Annotated in this window: 17 protein-coding genes and 2 pseudogenes; 13 read left to right on the top strand and 6 right to left on the bottom strand. The window is 53.7% G+C overall.

The genetic code is table 11. The features are described 5' to 3' along the window. Together panB and ACOSYY_RS05580 are read left to right on the top strand one after the other, a co-directional pair. On the top strand, positions 1-473 hold a 473-nt coding region (gene panB, locus ACOSYY_RS05575), incomplete at its 5' end, for a 3-methyl-2-oxobutanoate hydroxymethyltransferase (RefSeq protein WP_421661275.1). Positions 474-629: 156 nt separating this feature from the next. Then, positions 630-1,406, top strand: a complete 777-nt coding sequence (locus ACOSYY_RS05580) for a sterol desaturase family protein (protein WP_421661276.1) — start codon at positions 630-632, stop codon at positions 1,404-1,406. Between the two features lie 12 nt (positions 1,407-1,418). Here ACOSYY_RS05580 and ACOSYY_RS05585 read toward each other — a convergent pair whose 3' ends face one another. From ACOSYY_RS05585 to ACOSYY_RS05595, 3 genes are all read right to left on the bottom strand, one after another. Continuing rightward, positions 1,419-2,225 carry a symmetrical bis(5'-nucleosyl)-tetraphosphatase gene (locus tag ACOSYY_RS05585; protein ID WP_421661277.1) on the bottom strand — a complete coding sequence of 269 codons (807 nt, stop codon included), beginning with the start codon at positions 2,223-2,225 and terminating at the stop codon, positions 1,419-1,421. A 92-nt stretch (positions 2,226-2,317) separates the two neighbouring features. Further along, positions 2,318-2,731 (bottom strand): preQ(1) synthase, encoded by a 414-nt coding sequence (gene queF, locus ACOSYY_RS05590; RefSeq protein ID WP_421661278.1) that lies wholly within the window; start codon positions 2,729-2,731, stop codon positions 2,318-2,320. A 22-nt stretch (positions 2,732-2,753) separates the two neighbouring features. Beyond that, positions 2,754-3,002, bottom strand: a complete 249-nt coding sequence (locus ACOSYY_RS05595; protein WP_421661279.1) for a methylenetetrahydrofolate reductase C-terminal domain-containing protein — start codon at positions 3,000-3,002, stop codon at positions 2,754-2,756. A 450-nt stretch (positions 3,003-3,452) separates the two neighbouring features. Between ACOSYY_RS05595 and ACOSYY_RS05600 the strand changes: the two genes are divergently transcribed. From ACOSYY_RS05600 to ACOSYY_RS05620, 5 genes are read left to right on the top strand one after another with little or no spacing between them, the layout of a single operon-like run. Next, positions 3,453-4,355, top strand: coding sequence for a thiamine pyrophosphate-dependent enzyme (locus tag ACOSYY_RS05600; RefSeq protein ID WP_421661280.1), 903 nt, complete (start codon positions 3,453-3,455; stop codon positions 4,353-4,355). A 21-nt stretch (positions 4,356-4,376) separates the two neighbouring features. Then, positions 4,377-5,093 (top strand): 2-oxoacid:ferredoxin oxidoreductase subunit gamma family protein, encoded by a 717-nt coding sequence (locus ACOSYY_RS05605; RefSeq protein WP_421661281.1) that lies wholly within the window; start codon positions 4,377-4,379, stop codon positions 5,091-5,093. Between the two features lie 9 nt (positions 5,094-5,102). Further along, the gene (locus tag ACOSYY_RS05610; RefSeq protein WP_421661282.1) at positions 5,103-5,426 is read left to right on the top strand and encodes a hypothetical protein; all 324 of its coding nucleotides are present in this window, start codon (positions 5,103-5,105) and stop codon (positions 5,424-5,426) included. 19 nt (positions 5,427-5,445) lie between these two features. Beyond that, on the top strand, positions 5,446-6,210 hold the full coding sequence (locus tag ACOSYY_RS05615) for a carbon monoxide dehydrogenase beta subunit family protein (RefSeq protein ID WP_421661283.1): 765 nt from the start codon (positions 5,446-5,448) through the stop codon (positions 6,208-6,210). A 39-nt stretch (positions 6,211-6,249) separates the two neighbouring features. Then, positions 6,250-7,584, top strand: coding sequence for a transketolase C-terminal domain-containing protein (locus tag ACOSYY_RS05620; RefSeq protein WP_421661284.1), 1,335 nt, complete (start codon positions 6,250-6,252; stop codon positions 7,582-7,584). A 147-nt stretch (positions 7,585-7,731) separates the two neighbouring features. Here ACOSYY_RS05620 and ACOSYY_RS05625 read toward each other — a convergent pair whose 3' ends face one another. Next, positions 7,732-7,980, bottom strand: coding sequence for a hypothetical protein (locus ACOSYY_RS05625; protein ID WP_421661285.1), 249 nt, complete (start codon positions 7,978-7,980; stop codon positions 7,732-7,734). Between the two features lie 38 nt (positions 7,981-8,018). Between ACOSYY_RS05625 and ACOSYY_RS05630 the strand changes: the two genes are divergently transcribed. Together ACOSYY_RS05630 and ACOSYY_RS20380 are read left to right on the top strand one after the other, a co-directional pair. Continuing rightward, entirely contained in the window at positions 8,019-9,197 is a 1,179-nt protein-coding gene (locus tag ACOSYY_RS05630) for a small ribosomal subunit Rsm22 family protein (RefSeq protein WP_421661286.1), read from the top strand. A gap of 109 nt (positions 9,198-9,306) precedes the next feature. Beyond that, a pseudogene (locus ACOSYY_RS20380) lies at positions 9,307-9,552 on the top strand (HigA family addiction module antitoxin); the annotation flags it as partial. An 875-nt stretch (positions 9,553-10,427) separates the two neighbouring features. On the opposite strand, the gene ACOSYY_RS05640 reads toward ACOSYY_RS20380, so the two are convergent. Both ACOSYY_RS05640 and ACOSYY_RS05645 read right to left on the bottom strand, forming a co-directional pair. After that, positions 10,428-10,610 carry a hypothetical protein gene (locus tag ACOSYY_RS05640; RefSeq protein WP_421661288.1) on the bottom strand — a complete coding sequence of 61 codons (183 nt, stop codon included), beginning with the start codon at positions 10,608-10,610 and terminating at the stop codon, positions 10,428-10,430. Positions 10,611-10,652: 42 nt separating this feature from the next. Then, on the bottom strand, positions 10,653-11,012 hold the full coding sequence (locus tag ACOSYY_RS05645; protein ID WP_421661289.1) for a hypothetical protein: 360 nt from the start codon (positions 11,010-11,012) through the stop codon (positions 10,653-10,655). 102 nt (positions 11,013-11,114) lie between these two features. Between ACOSYY_RS05645 and ACOSYY_RS05650 the strand changes: the two genes are divergently transcribed. The 4 genes and pseudogenes from ACOSYY_RS05650 to ACOSYY_RS05665 all read left to right on the top strand — a co-directional run. Then, the gene (locus ACOSYY_RS05650; protein WP_421661290.1) at positions 11,115-11,525 is read left to right on the top strand and encodes a dual specificity protein phosphatase family protein; all 411 of its coding nucleotides are present in this window, start codon (positions 11,115-11,117) and stop codon (positions 11,523-11,525) included. A 266-nt stretch (positions 11,526-11,791) separates the two neighbouring features. Further along, on the top strand, positions 11,792-12,631 hold the full coding sequence (gene mutM / locus ACOSYY_RS05655; RefSeq protein WP_421661291.1) for a bifunctional DNA-formamidopyrimidine glycosylase/DNA-(apurinic or apyrimidinic site) lyase: 840 nt from the start codon (positions 11,792-11,794) through the stop codon (positions 12,629-12,631). A gap of 128 nt (positions 12,632-12,759) precedes the next feature. Next, positions 12,760-14,001, top strand: coding sequence for an ATP citrate lyase citrate-binding domain-containing protein (locus ACOSYY_RS05660; RefSeq protein ID WP_526023287.1), 1,242 nt, complete (start codon positions 12,760-12,762; stop codon positions 13,999-14,001). A 93-nt stretch (positions 14,002-14,094) separates the two neighbouring features. Further along, positions 14,095-14,282 (top strand): annotated as a pseudogene (locus ACOSYY_RS05665) (citrate/2-methylcitrate synthase); the annotation flags it as partial.

Here is a 14,282-nt window from a genome sequence, read left to right on the forward strand (position 1 = left end):
CCTTTGCAGTGAAACTGGAGGGGGGGGCCGTGATGGCGGAGCGAATTAAAGCCATGACGAGCGTGGGGATTCCTGTCATGGGCCATCTGGGCATGACACCACAATCAGTCTACGCGTTGGGTGGATACAAGGTTCAAGGGAAAGCCGACGATCACGCCTCCAGACTACTGGATGATGCGAGAGCCCTTGAAGCTGCTGGGGCATTCGCCGTTGTGCTGGAAGCGGTGCCGGCTGCTCTGGCCAAGAAGATAACCCAAGCCCTTTCAATCTCTACCATCGGGATTGGGGCGGGGCCTCATTGTGATGGTCAAGTGCTTGTCCTCTATGATCTCCTCGGACTATTTGATGCGTTCATCCCGAAATTCGTGAAGACCTACGGTCGCCTCAAAGCCGATACTCTCCAAGCGCTGAGTCGTTATAAAGAAGAAGTGGAACAGGGGAAGTTCCCGTCGGATTCAGAAAGTTATCACTAGACTCTTATACGGTCTCTCCTAGTTGTTCCGCACCAAGAATTCCATATCTCCACGCCACCGCTACGATCTGTTTCCTGTTCGAAAGTGGGGAAGACAGGGCTGAGTTCATTTGCTAGAGTCCGGCCCTCGACTTGCATTGACGGGTGGATAGGCACAATGGAATGGATTGAGTGGTTGCCGAGCCGAGAGTTCCGGCAGTTCGTCTTCAACCATGACCTCTTCATTCCTCTTTTGTTCACCGTGCGGGTAATCGTCGTCACGGCACTTGAATGGATGAAGCCGGCGAGAGAGGTGCCCTATCGGTCCATCTTTTTGATGGACATCGTCGGCGCGGCGCTGGTCGGGTACCTGCTGCTCCCTGTCGCCTTGTATGTGAGCGAACAGATTGTGATTCGACCGGTATTACCCGAATTTATCTCGGTCGTTCCGACCGCGGCGGCTTTTGCCTTGTACTATGTGGTTGGAGACTTCGGCGCCTACTGGGTACATCGGCTTCTGCATCTTGGCCCAGTTTGGCGCATCCATAAATGGCATCATTCTCCGACGCACATGTACTGGCTTGCCGGATATCGGGCTTCTTTTCTCCAACAGGTATTGTTCAACTTCCCTTGGATGATGGCTTTTTCGGTTTTCGGCCGTGCGCCATGGTGGATGTATTGGGCGGTTTTGTCTTCCCACATGTTCTTGAACGACTGGATGCACATGAATGTCACCTGGCGATCGAATTGGCTGGAATGGATCGTTGTGACGCCGAGGTATCACCATGTCCATCACAGTGAAAACTCGGAGCATGCCAATGCGAATTTCGGAGTGACGTTCTCGGTGTGGGACCGACTGTTTGGGACTTATGTCGATCCGGATGAACTCAAGACACCGATTACATTCGGGATCGGCGAGCGCGTTCCCTTGGTGCGCCTGGTCGCAGGGATTTGAACTGAGTGTGCGTTAAGGCCGCGCCAATCCATCAACTTGAAAGACCGTCCGATCTTCCAGTCGCACCGCTGTCAGTTGCCGTCCCCACACACAGCCGCTATCGATTGCCAGCAGATTCGGCTCAATATGCAGGCCCAGCGCCGCCCAGTGCCCTGTAATCAGAGTAGTGTCGGCGCTCTTGCGACCGGGAATGTTGAACCAGGCTTCGTAACCGGGCGGTACCTCTTGCGGCGGACCAGAGAAATCGGTCATCTTGCCGCTCCGCGAGCAGGCGCGAAGTTTGGTCAGCACGCGCGCAATGGTGGCCAACCGTAAGGTGCCGATAAGCCGGGGGTTCCACGTGACCACCGGTTCGTGGAAGAGTGATCGTAAGAACGATCGGAAACCGTCACGTTGTAGTGCGGTCTCGACCTCGCCGGCCAATTGAGCGGCATCGTGCGTGGTCCATTGAGGGAGTAAACCTGCATGGATCATGAAGAACGATTCCTCGCAATAGTGCAGGGGTTGGTGCCGAAGCCAATCGATCAAGTCCAGCCGGTCGCCGGCTTCCAATACGTCGCTGATCGTATCTTTGGGTCGAAGCGTCGCTACTCCTTCCGAGACGGCAAGAAGGAAGATGTCGTGATTACCGAGCACGACGCGGGCAGATGGTCCGAGCGAACGGATGTAGCGAAGCGCACCAAGGGAATCAGGCCCGCGGTTGACGAGATCGCCGACGAACCACAGTCGATCTTTTGTGGGGTCGAAGCGAATATGTTGAACGAGACGTTGCAAGGCCTCGTGGCATCCTTGCACATCGCCGATTGCGTATGTGGCCATAAAAAGAAGTTAACGTCATAGTCATTGGTCACTCAAGATGAAAGATCGACGTCTTTTGCCAATGACTGATGACCAGAGCCCTATTGATGGGATCAAGGATACCGAGCTTCGATCTTACTCGACAACCCACCGCGCGCAGTGAAGGTACCGGTGACTTTCGCCCATACGGGACGGCAGGCTTTGACAATATCCTGAAGGATTCGGTTGACGGCATTTTCGTAGAAAATGCCGAGATTACGGTATGCGTGGATGTACATTTTGAGCGCTTTCAACTCAAGACATTCTTTATCAGGCATGTAGTGCAATGTAATGGTTCCAAAGTCCGGCAGGTTGGTTTTTGGACAAATCGCCGTGTACTCGGGGATCTCAATCGTAATTTCATATCCCTTATATTGGTTCGGGAAGGTCTCGATGTCGGGTAGAGGGGAGCTAATTCCGCTCTTCGCGTGTCGCTCGTTGTAACCGAGGTTTGTCGTCCGAGTCTTTTTTCCCAACCGTTTACTCACTACTCTTTACTCCTCACCGCTTTTATATTTGTTTCATCCATTCAGTTTGGCCGAGCTTCTCCAGTTCTATATAAAGCGAGACCCATGGACATTTCATCTCGGGATAGACTTCGCAGAACCCACCTTTTCGGACCCCTCCGCACGGGCCATGTGCCATGAATTTCGGACATTCAGCTTTGGCTGAATCGTCCGGAATCGGCGGGCGTTTATGAACTCCGCCGACATGGACACCGGCATCATCTTCCCCCGGGATGAGAACGCGTAATGGCATGACGTGCAGTGTAAACGGAATGTGGGAGATCGGCAATGTATAAACGTGGAAAGTTCGGATGGCGGATCCTTTAGCGATTTTTCGTTCTGGCCGTTTGGGGCGAATGGCCTATCCCATCAGATGAATCTAGGCCTTCTTTTGGAAAGCTTGGGCCCTCTTAGAAGTTGCTTTGATTTTCATGGCGTTATACTATCAGAGAATATTGTAGAGAATTCATAACAAAAGTCATAATAAGATCTATGACAAGTGGGTAGTTACGGAGACAAGAAAAGGTTGAGCAAAGATTGACAGTCTTTTTTCGGCTTTGCTAGGATGCCCAAGGCTAGGTGAGTATTAGGTCGTCGTCCGTATTGTCAAATCCTCAAGCCTCAATTCTTTTTCGATGCATGTGAGTAGTGGAAGAATATGAGCAACGGTCCGTCGTTGCCAACGATATAAGGGAGGTGTCTGATGAGTCTTGATTATGTCAAATTTTCCAATGGATTTGAGAAGTTTATGCCAAAGGAATATCGGGACATGGTGGAACATGGGCCTTTTGGAAAGAAGGTCACTGTTTCACAAATGGGAAGCTTCAAGGAAGTGTTGGAAGAACATCCCATGTGCGCCGGCTGTGCCATGACGCTCTTCATTCGGCTGGCCATGATTGCATTTCCCAATCCCGAAGACACGATTACTGTCGGGACGGCTGGTTGCGGTCGTCTGGCCATCTCTCAGGCGGCGATTCCCTTTGTCTACGGCAACTACGGTGACCAAAACGGAGTGGCGAGCGGCCTGTCCCGGGGCCTACGACTTCGCTTCGGCGACAAGCCGAAGGACGTGGTTGTGATGGCCGGTGATGGTGGGACGGCGGACATCGGCTTCCAGCAGGTCCTTCATTCCTGGTTCCGCAAAGAGCGGTTCACGACGATCATGTTGGACAACGAAGTCTACGGGAATACCGGTGGCCAGGAGAGCGGTATGACGAATCGTGGCGCCGTGTTGAAAATGGCTCCCCTCGGCAAAAAGTTTGAGAAGATGGATATGTTGCAGATGGCGAAAGTCGCCGGCTGCGCGTATGTCGCCACGGTGGTGCCGAACAACCCGCGCCGTGTGGAAAGCGTGATTAAGAAGGCTGTGTTGATCGCTCGTGAAGTCGGCTCGACCTATATCCAGGCGTATACCTCCTGCAACATCGAGTACGCCATTCCGACCGACAAGGTCATGGAAGATGCGAAGGCGGTCGAGAATGACCGGTATCAGTTCACGGAATACGTCAGTGAAGAAGCGAAGCAATACCTCACTGAGCGTTACGGCTACAAGGAATTCCTCGCCAAGCCGGCTGCTCCTGCCGCCGCGATTCCTGGCAAAGCCTAGACGTTCCCAAGGAGGTCAATCATGGCAAAGAGATTTAATATTCGAATGGCAGGCGTCGGGGGCCAAGGTGTTGTCACCGGCTCGCATATTCTGAGCACCGCCGTGATCAATGCCGGCGGCGAAAGCACCATCGTGCCTTTCTACGGGTCGGAAAAGCGAATGGCGCCTGTGGAAAGCTATGTCCGTGTTTCGGACGAGCCTATCTATGAAATTGGTGAAATCACGTTTCCGCACATCATCATCATCTTTCATCCGCAGGTCATTACGCACGGTAAGTCCTATACGATGCCGTTCTACTTTGGTCTGAAAGAAGATGGAGTTGCTCTGATCAACAACGATGGGCCGATGAATCTTCACAGGGATCAGGCGGCTGAATTGAAGAAGCTTCGGGCAAAGCTCTATTATTTTCCAGCGACGAAGATCTCATTAGAGGTCGCAGGCATGGACCTCGCCACTAACATGGCATTGATGGGTTGTATCGGTGCGATCACGGGCCTGACGAGCATGGCAGGGTTGGATCAGGCCGTGAAAGATCGGTTCCTGGGCAAAGGTTTTGTGGTATCCGGCGGTACTGCAGCCCTCGATAGTGTCGTTGAACGGAAGTTTAAGAAGAAACAGGAACTGATCGAAAAGAACGTCGCCGTCATGCGCGCTGGGTGGAACTACGCCGTCGACAACGGCTGGGCGTCCAAGGACGTCAAGCGGGTGGAGGAACCAGTGGCGGCAGCTACTGCATAAAGGAGCATCATGTATCTTGTAGCCGATATCAGCGTCGAGATCTGCGCGGCGAAGAGCTGCAAGCTCTGCACGCAATATTGCCCGGAGGCCAATACCATCCAGTATAGCGATGAGATGGGCAAGGACAAGGGATTCAAGTACGGCTCGGCCTACGTGGCGGTGGACCGCTGCAAAGGGTGCGCGCAATGCGTGTGGGTCTGCGACAACATGGCAAAGAACAATGCCATCAAAATGATCATGATCGATCAGCTGCCCAAGGCAGCGCTGACAGACAACATTACCTATGGTGAAAAGAGCACCACAGCTGTTTTAGCAAGTCCTGTCGTCGGGTAGTAAGGAAAGGGAATCAGGCGTGGCCACCACACAAGATACCAGAGAACGAATCATTGTGCCGGGTCCAGCGGGATTTCATCCACCGTCTGCGGCCCAGTTAGGTGTAGCCCTGCCGGATCCTGGGCAGGGATTGTACTATGGCCTCCTTGAGCCGAACGAGGAGGTTGTCATTGAAGAGATGGCTCGTAAAATGCTGACGAGCCCGAACGCGACCCTCTTTCCCGGACCTCTGTTGCTCTGGGCCTGGAACGATCATGCAGTGGAAAAAGCGAAGGCAACGTTGGAAATCGCCGCGCAGATTCCGGAAGTCATGATTATTCCCATGCCGGACTATCGTCCAAAGTATCCAAAGATCGATCCGGAAGAAGTCATCAACCCCAATCATCCCAATCTCACGATTTGGGGCAATAAGATCGAAGCTTGTATCTTCATCGGGGTGCATTGTCATTATGCGAATCTGACCCTCAAGATGATCCGGGCAGGAACGAATTGCTGCACGATGGCGATTTGTGCCGAGCAGGGCCATGAAGATGCCATGCTCACCATCCGTGACTCAGATACGGAAAAGTTGAAACGTGTTGCTCAGATCTTCAAGCGGGTACGCGAAGAAATGGGCATTAAGTTGCCGGAGAGCGGCGAGAACGTGCGCTTTACCGGAACGCAATCTAAGGTGCATAATGGGAAGACCCACACCAATCCGATGGCGTTTGCACCGACTCCTGGTGGAGCCGGCAGTGCGGCGATCTTCGGTCATTCAGCGGAACAGATGAAGCGAGAGGGGTAGGTTGAGCGCGCAGCTCACCATCTTATTAGAGGTGCAACCATGAGCGAAACCGAAGTCAAGACCAATCCACAAGGCGATCCGATCACCAGCGTCGCGGTGCCAAAGTCGGATGGAAAAAAAGATCCCCATGGAGAAGCAAAACGACAGAAGGTCGTGACTCCTGAGTACCTATTCCTCGAAGCGCCGCGGACGAAGGAATTCATCACCGGCAGCGAAGCGGCAAAGGAAGCGGTCCGCCGCTCGAACGTGGATTTGGCCATTGCCTATCCGATCACTCCGCAGAGCGAAACCATGCAGCTGGTCGGCGTTCTCTACGGCGAAGGCTACGTGAAAGAGTATTACCGGGGCGAAGAAGAAGTCGGTGTCATGGCGGCAATCGCCGGTGGATCACGCGCGGGTGTCCGTTGCTATACCGCGACTGCCGGACCTGGCACGTTACGCGGTTTGGAAGGGATTGCCTCTTGGCCGGGTCACCGCCTTCCGGTCGTCGCTATGTTTACTTGCCGCGTAGTCAATGCACCGCTCGCCATTCAGCCGGACAACATCGAAGTGTCCTACCTGCTGAATTGCGGGATGATTGTCTTCCATGCGGAGAACCAGCAGGATATGTTCGATTTCACGATGGCAGGCTTCACGATCAGTGAAAAGAACGATGTGACCTTGCCGGTGGGGGTTTGCTGCGATGGGTTCTTCGTGACCCATGCCCGTGGCTATGTGCGTATGCAGGATCGTGGTATCAAGTTGCCTCCACGAGAAGCCTGGCGCGGCGCGGTCCCGGTCCTTGATGCGGAGAATCCTCCTGCTCGTCTGTCGCGTGATGCCCCGGTCCAGAAGTCGAACTTCATGGCCTACAACATTCATGCCGTGTGGCAGCAAGAGGTCTGGGCAGCGGTCGAACGATCCCGCAAGTACATCAATAAGTACATGGGTGGCTTGCTGACAGCGGAAAATGTCGAAGGTGCGGATGCCATCATCGTTGCATCCGGAAGCGCAGCAGCCCAATCGCGCGAAGCGGTACGCTTGTGCAAGGACAAGGGGCTCAACGTTGGGTTGATCAAGGTACGTTCGCTCCGTCCATTCCCGACGAAGGAGCTGCGCGAGCTCTGCAAGAATACAAAGCTGATCGTCGTGCCGGAATTCAACTACGTCGGCTGGCTGGCCAAGGAAGTGGCAACGGCGATCTATGGTTACTCCAAAGCTAAGATCATCGGCGGCCCACGTGTGTATGGCGGTCAGTCGATGCCGGTAGAGTTGATCCTGGACGAAGTCGAATCCGGCTTGACCGGCAAAAAGTCCACGAACGTCGCGATGTCGCAGGTCATGGGTGGCGCTATCAGTCAGGACGAGGTCGCCCACTTCATGCGCAGCATCTAAATCAGCGTTTCCTAGTAGATGAAAAGAGCCTGCCCGGGTTTCCGGGCAGGCTCTTTGTTTTTCTATGCGCCGCGTTATTCGTGCATCGATAACCGTTAATTAAAGGTTTCATGCGTTTAACGAATAACGTTTGACGAGTAACGACACTCATCCCTGGATCTCGTCCTCGACCATTTCCTCGCTCGCCGGCATGCCGTAAGCTACGTACTTCGCATAGGAAAGGTAGATTCCCGCGCTGTCTGTCATGGCTTTCGAGCCGGCAGTCAGTCGGACGACCTTGTCGGAGCCGGGGGGTTCTGTGTTCTGCAGCATCGTGACATGGTCATGCAGGAGCCTGATATACCGCTCCACAGCCGACTCCACTTCTTTATACGCCCTCAGAATTTCATCCGTCATGGTTGTCCTCCGTAATAAGCCGAGCATACACTAGGCTTATGCGACGCCTCAACGCCACGGTTTCACCATTACTCCTTGACGTCATCAATGAACTTGTTGAGAGAGAAGGACTTCCACAAAAGAAATTGACGCAGACAGTTGCGGAATTGTCTCGACTCTTTACCAAAGATCGAAATCATTTAACGAGGTCATATTTAGATGAAGACCTCTTGAGGGTTGGGTACCTTCAGTATTTTCTGCCGGTCAATCTTGTCAAAATCCAGTTGTTGTTCGAGGAGATGCCGGCTCCCGAGCCGGTCGAGGGGTTTTCCGTCCTCGATATTGGATCGGGCCCAGGGACTGGAGCATTGGCAGTACTCGACTGGTGGCATCAGCGAAAGTTACCCAATGCATTATCAGTTGCCGCTGTCGATGATACGTCAGGGGCTCTCAGACAAGCCAAACAGTTGTGGGAGCGGTATTGTCGGGCAGCTGGTATTCAAGAAGCGGACTTGCGGACGTATGAGGGAGATTTGGAGCGACGAGCCTGGTTGGAACAGGTTCGGCAGAAAGGGCCGTTTGATCTTATCATTCTCTCCAACTGCTTGAATGAGATCTTTGTAAACATCGACGATCCCATCATGGCTCGGACTGCCCTTGTGGAGGAATTTCTAACGTTACTGACGACGCGTGGCACAATGATGATCGTGGAGCCGGCGTTACGACAAACCTCCCGCGCACTCCATCAGTTGCGTGATCGATTGCTCCAAATGAAGCGTTGCACCATTTATAGTCCATGCCTCCATGAGTCGAATTGCCCAGCCTTAGCGAAGCCCGACGATTGGTGTCATGAAGAGCGAGCCTGGGAACCTCCTGCGATCATCAAAGGAATCGATGAAGAAGTCGGCTTTATCAAAGATGCGCTGAAGTTCTCATATCTCCTGTTGCGAAACGACGGCAAGACAATTGTGAATCGGAGGGCCGATGTCTACCGAGTCGTGAGCGAGCTTCGAGAATTGAAAGGAGAAAAGCGGGCCTGGCTTTGCAATGAACAGGGTCGCCCCGCAGTCGGACGGCAAGATCGTCTGGCTTCTCTTGGCAACGAAGCGTTCGATCAGTGGCATCGCGGCGCAATCGTGCAAATTGAAAAAATTGTGCGAAAGGAGAAGGGCGGCAAGGTCTCGGCGTTGGGACGGATCGAGCAAGGTACTGCTGTGCACATCATTCGTTCAGCGTGATAAAATGCCGTATTCGTCGGGGTCAGTTGAAAGGTGTCCCGACAATTCGGCGTGTGATCAGGACATTTGCGAATCGGCGCACCGCCGAATTGTATCTTTGAGGTGAGGCATGGCGATTCCCAATAAAGGAGTTAGGAAAGTCCGTCCTCCGGACTCGGGTGAGATGCTGCGAGAAAGCTTCATCCCGGATTAGGGTCTACCCGTGTCGGGTCTTGCCAAATCCATTGGTGTTTCGCGCCAGACGGTGAGTGAAGTGCTTCGGGAACGGCGAGCAGTGAGCCACGAAATGGTGCTGCGGCTCTCTCGATTATTTGGCAACAGCCCAGAGTTTTGGTTGAATGCTCAGCGAGTGGTTCGATCCTCCACATCCTGAAGGAATCATCAAGCGGCTATGTTTAGATCCGCCGTCTGCAGTATATTTAGAATCGCTATTACATGACCCCATAAGTTAGCGACCTGTATGACCGAGGTAATTCAGTTTAGAAAACGCGACTGCTGGCGAACTTGGTTTTTTGAGGAATGTGAGGAGAGCAGGCTTTTTGGAATCAATGAAAAGCATTGTGGTCTGATCCGACTTAGCGGCAAGGGAGTAGTGCCCTACCATGTGGGCACGGCGGTCTACTTGGAGGATGCTCCTATCTTTCCCGCATCTGAGGGGCGGTTTCACCGCGTATGTGGACCTTACGAAGTGGTTCCCGCAACTCCGCTACCTGACGATGCTGTAATTATTCACGAGTATAAAGGAGTCTCCATTCTCTTCCTCGAAGCTCATCCGGAACGAGGGCCTTGGGGAAACGGAACAAAACGCCGATTGGGAGTATGTGGTCTGGACCTCAAGCATCGTCAGACAGCTCGAGAGTTCAACTTCTATCCTTTCCGCTTTCACATTAAGCGCTTACCAAGATGGGAAGAGATCATAGTGCCCCACTCTTCGGGTTGTGCATTGCGGGACTAATGTTTATTTTTAGAGTAGCGCTGAACGGTTCCGCGAACGAATCGCAGAGGCGAGGGCACTGCAGTTTGCGACGAGCCTGCGTTCCGATGGAGACTGGTGCTGTCAGACGATGGTTTTGCGAAGCAGAAAGCCAGCTAGTTGCGCTGGCCAGTACCGCGAGCCTTGCGGCGAGCCGAAGCGTCTGAGCAGACGGATCTGCTGGCGCTGATCATTAGGATTGATAAAACCTGGTAAGAGATGAAAGCTAATTGCTGATTGCTAAGAGCGTTGGACAGCTAATCCGCTTCCGGCTCGGAGCTTCCGTGCTGGTGGGAGACTTTATCTTCTTCGAAGAGATCGGCCATTTCCTCGGCCATCACCGCATCATCATCCTGAATAGCGATGAGAGGGATTTCTTTTCTTGCCTTGGGTTTGTCCTCTAGCGAAGAGGGGTCAGGCTGTTTTGGATTGTCACTCATGGGTTTTAGTATACACCAGTACCGAAAAGAGAATGGGTAAATTTATTCAAAAGCTTCCAGCGACGATTTCTCAGGGAATTGTCGCTTACAGTTCCGACAGGTCACGAAGTAATAGGCTTCTCGCACGGACAACGTGGCCCGAAAATCGAGATTAACACTCTGCTGGTTGCAGGCCGTGCAGGAAATCTCTTTTAACCGGAGCGGCACATCCGGCTGTGTTCGGAGGTAGAACTCCATGTCGGTATAGACTGGAAAGGTGTAGTAACACTTCTTGCAGATGCCCCGCCAGTCGCCGTCTGTTCCCATGAACCGTTCGTCGATCGCGAAGCTCGACTGTTTGCAGACAGCGCATGAGACCGTGTTCAGGCGACGCTCGACTTCTTGCTGAGTGATAGTGACCATGTTGATGCAAGTAGAGCGGGCGGGGAAATGAAATCGCAACCGGCTCGCCGAGCCGGCGAGATCGCTTGACGCCTATCAGAGGCGCGATATACTGACAACGCGATGCATCTGATTACGGAAAATCTGTTGGTGGGAAGCATCGACGACGCCCAAGAGCCATCGGAGGTGATCGGCACGCTTCTGCTTGTGGCGGAAGAGTTTTCGATCACACCGGCTGCCTGGGTGGACTATCATCGAGTCCCTTTTCGAGAGTTTGCCAAGGCCGATCCTCTTAAGCTCATGGAAGCTGTCCAATGGCTTGAGCCGCGCGCGCCAAAAGGTCGGACGCTGGTCTGTTGCCGGGCAGGCATGGGCCGCTCGGTTTCAGTGGTCATGGCCTATCTGTGCTGTATTGAAGGCCGGACCTACGATGAAGTCTTGAAGTTGGTCATTGCTCGGCGTCCGGGTGCGATGCCGCTGCCGAATCTTCAAGTCGCGATTGAGCAGGTTCGTCAACTCCGACGCGCCGCCTAACAGGGTGTTGAAAACCTTCCAGCTGCGTTCTCGCATCGCTCAGATAAAGATTCGATTCAGCTTCTAAGATACTGGGCGCTCACCAACCCGCTCGCCTCGTGACGAAGCCGAGGGCTCCCGTCCGCAAACACCTAAGACACCGCCGGCTCACCGACTCGTCGGCACGCACAAACATGGCGCTCATATTCTTCGCGCCGCGGGTCTTGCCTTTTCTGAATCCTCATGGCGTAATGGAGTTCGTCTCCAGCTTGTGACTGGTGGAGGTTATGCCGGAACTTCCAGAAGCGGAAGTCGTCGCCCGACAGATCCGTGCGCGTCTCCTCGGAGCGCAGTTACGAGATGTGTGGGTCGGACGCGCGGACATCGTGCGGGAAGGACTGTCTACACTGCCTTGGTATCGCGGCGCTACCTTGCAGTCAGTCGATCGATTTGGGAAGAGCGTCGCTCTTGGGTTTGCGAATGAAAGAACCTGCCGTTATGTCGTGGCTGAACTCGGTATGACCGGACTCCTTCTGTTCCAGTCCACGAAAACGAAATACCCACAACATATCCATGTTAGGCTGCTGTTCGACGGCTCGAGTGAGTCGGAATTGCGGTACTGGAACCCTCGTCGCTTCGGCCGTCTTTCCCTGCTGGACAAGACGGGGCTTGAGCGATATCTCGTCCGCCGATTCGGGGTTGATCCACTTCTCGTGTCGCAGCCTGATTTTGTGCGAGTTCTGGGAGAACGACGCGGCCGGTTGAAGTCGCTGTTGATGCATCAACAAGTCATTGCCGGCATCGGAAACATCTACGCGAATGAGATACTCTTCAGGGCCGGTCTCCACCCAAACAAGCAGGTCGGACGGCTTTCCGTGGGAAAAGTGGAAAGACTCTATCGGATTATGCGAGAGGTTCTCGAAGAGGCGATTTCCTGCGGCGGATCGAGCGTCCGAGATTTTTTTGCCCCAGATGGAACGGAAGGTCAGTACAAGCGGCGGCATCTGGTCTATGGAAAGGAGGCGCAGCCCTGTCCCTCTCAATGTGGTGAAGTGATTCGACGTATGCAGGGTGAACGAAGCTCATATTTTTGTCCGCGCTGCCAGTCACTTCGATCTACGAAGTAATAAACGAAAATTGTTTATATTCTCTCGGTTTAGCAAAAAATAGGTTGCGAGGTTCCATGCTAGGCCTTTTGATCCTCTTTACTGTAGTCCCTCTGGTGTCTTGAGTCATCCCATTGATTTCCGTTACAATCCGGCTCCCCTATCGCCTAGAGTTCACTACGAAGGAGATTGTCATGGCAAAGGTTTTGGAAGGTCCTGGGATGGGACTGATGAAGAAGTGGGGAATTCACGTTCCACATTATGCGGTTGTCACCTCTGCGGACGAACTCTCCAAGCTTGGTCAAGTCAACGATTGGATGAAACAGACTAAATTGGTCGCCAAAGCGCATGAGGCGCTGGGTTCCCGTTTTAAGCTCGGTCTGGTGAAGGTCGGCCTCGATCTGAACGGTGCCGTGGCGGCAACCAAAGAAATGATCGGCCGCCAGGTCGGCAGCATTACCATCTCGCAGGTCATCGTCTCTGAGATGGTCCCCCACAAAGAAGAATACTATTGCGCGGTGAAGTCCACCCGTGAGGGTGCCGAGATCCTCGTCGCCAATTGCGGCGGTATCGAAGTGGAGTCCAATTGGGAGCGTGTGAAGCGGTTGTGCCTCGATATCGGGCAAGCCCCCTCCCCTGAGCAGCTTGAAAAACTCGCCAAAGATGCAGGATTTACCGGCCCAGTCGCCAAGAAGATGGCTGATTTCGCTGGAAAGATGTTTACCTGTTTCGACAACGAAGATGCGCAGTATCTCGAAGTGAATCCCGTCGTGACACGCGAGAGCGACGGTGAGTTGATTGCGCTCGATGCCGTGACGCTGTTGGACGGCGATGCCAAGTTCCGCCACCCGGATTGGAATTTCCAGTTTGCCGCGGAATTTGGACGTGCCTACAGTAAAGATGAAGTGGAAGTGATGGCGGTTGACAGCAAGATCAAAGGGTCCGTCAAATTCATCGAAATCCCAGGCGGTGATACGGCGATGCTGCCGGCCGGCGGCGGTGCGAGCGTCTACTACTCCGATGCCGTCGTGGCGCGAGGCGGCAAGCTGGCGAACTATGCCGAGTATTCGGGCGATCCTCCGGATTGGGCCGTTGAAGTGCTGACGGAAAAGGTCTGCTCGTTGCCCGGCATCAAGAACATCATCGTCGGCGGGGCGATTGCAAATTTTACCGACGTGAAGAAGACCTTCGGCGGCATCATCAATGGATTCCGCAAGGCAAAGGGCGACGGCAAGTTGAAGGGTGTCAAGATTTGGGTGCGCCGCGGTGGGCCTCGTGAAAAAGAAGGGCTTGACGCAATGCGCACACTGAAGGACGAGGGCTTCGACATCCACGTCTTCGACCGTAACACCCCGCTGACAGACATCGTCGACAAAGCGCTACAAAAATAAGTAAAAAGTGCTGAGTCCTGAGTGCCGAGTAGCAGCGTTACTCTTCGACTCAGCACGCAGCACTGAGCACTCAGTACTAAAGAGGAGAGTCTGATGAGTATTCTGGCAAATAAGGACACCCGCGTAGTGATTCAGGGTGGCGCTGCAGGCGTCAACGCAGCCCGCCGCATGGCGGAGTTCTGTTACCTGATCAAGCGCCCGCTCAACGTTGAGGCATTTGTCTATCCACCCGACGCCGGTAAGACCAACGAAATTCCCTACGGCAGTGGTTTGATCGCGAT

This window comes from Nitrospira sp. BLG_2 (genome assembly GCF_049222245.1).

Excerpts from the sequence above, each read along its gene's own strand:
- ACOSYY_RS05625 (WP_421661285.1), bottom strand. The coding sequence starts at position 7,980 with ATGACGGATGAAATTCTGAGGGCGTATAAAGAAGTGGAGTCGGCTGTG.
- ACOSYY_RS05645 (WP_421661289.1), bottom strand. The coding sequence starts at position 11,012 with ATGGTCACTATCACTCAGCAAGAAGTCGAGCGTCGCCTGAACACGGTC.
- ACOSYY_RS05600 (WP_421661280.1), top strand. The coding sequence starts at position 3,453 with ATGAGTCTTGATTATGTCAAATTTTCCAATGGATTTGAGAAGTTTATG.
- ACOSYY_RS05620 (WP_421661284.1), top strand. The coding sequence starts at position 6,250 with ATGAGCGAAACCGAAGTCAAGACCAATCCACAAGGCGATCCGATCACC.
- mutM (WP_421661291.1), top strand. The coding sequence starts at position 11,792 with ATGCCGGAACTTCCAGAAGCGGAAGTCGTCGCCCGACAGATCCGTGCG.
- ACOSYY_RS05610 (WP_421661282.1), top strand. The coding sequence starts at position 5,103 with ATGTATCTTGTAGCCGATATCAGCGTCGAGATCTGCGCGGCGAAGAGC.
- ACOSYY_RS05580 (WP_421661276.1), top strand. The coding sequence starts at position 630 with ATGGAATGGATTGAGTGGTTGCCGAGCCGAGAGTTCCGGCAGTTCGTC.
- ACOSYY_RS05605 (WP_421661281.1), top strand. The coding sequence starts at position 4,377 with ATGGCAAAGAGATTTAATATTCGAATGGCAGGCGTCGGGGGCCAAGGT.
- ACOSYY_RS05650 (WP_421661290.1), top strand. The coding sequence starts at position 11,115 with ATGCATCTGATTACGGAAAATCTGTTGGTGGGAAGCATCGACGACGCC.
- ACOSYY_RS05585 (WP_421661277.1), bottom strand. The coding sequence starts at position 2,225 with ATGGCCACATACGCAATCGGCGATGTGCAAGGATGCCACGAGGCCTTG.
- ACOSYY_RS05630 (WP_421661286.1), top strand. The coding sequence starts at position 8,019 with ATGCGACGCCTCAACGCCACGGTTTCACCATTACTCCTTGACGTCATC.
- ACOSYY_RS05640 (WP_421661288.1), bottom strand. The coding sequence starts at position 10,610 with ATGAGTGACAATCCAAAACAGCCTGACCCCTCTTCGCTAGAGGACAAA.
- ACOSYY_RS05595 (WP_421661279.1), bottom strand. The coding sequence starts at position 3,002 with ATGCCATTACGCGTTCTCATCCCGGGGGAAGATGATGCCGGTGTCCAT.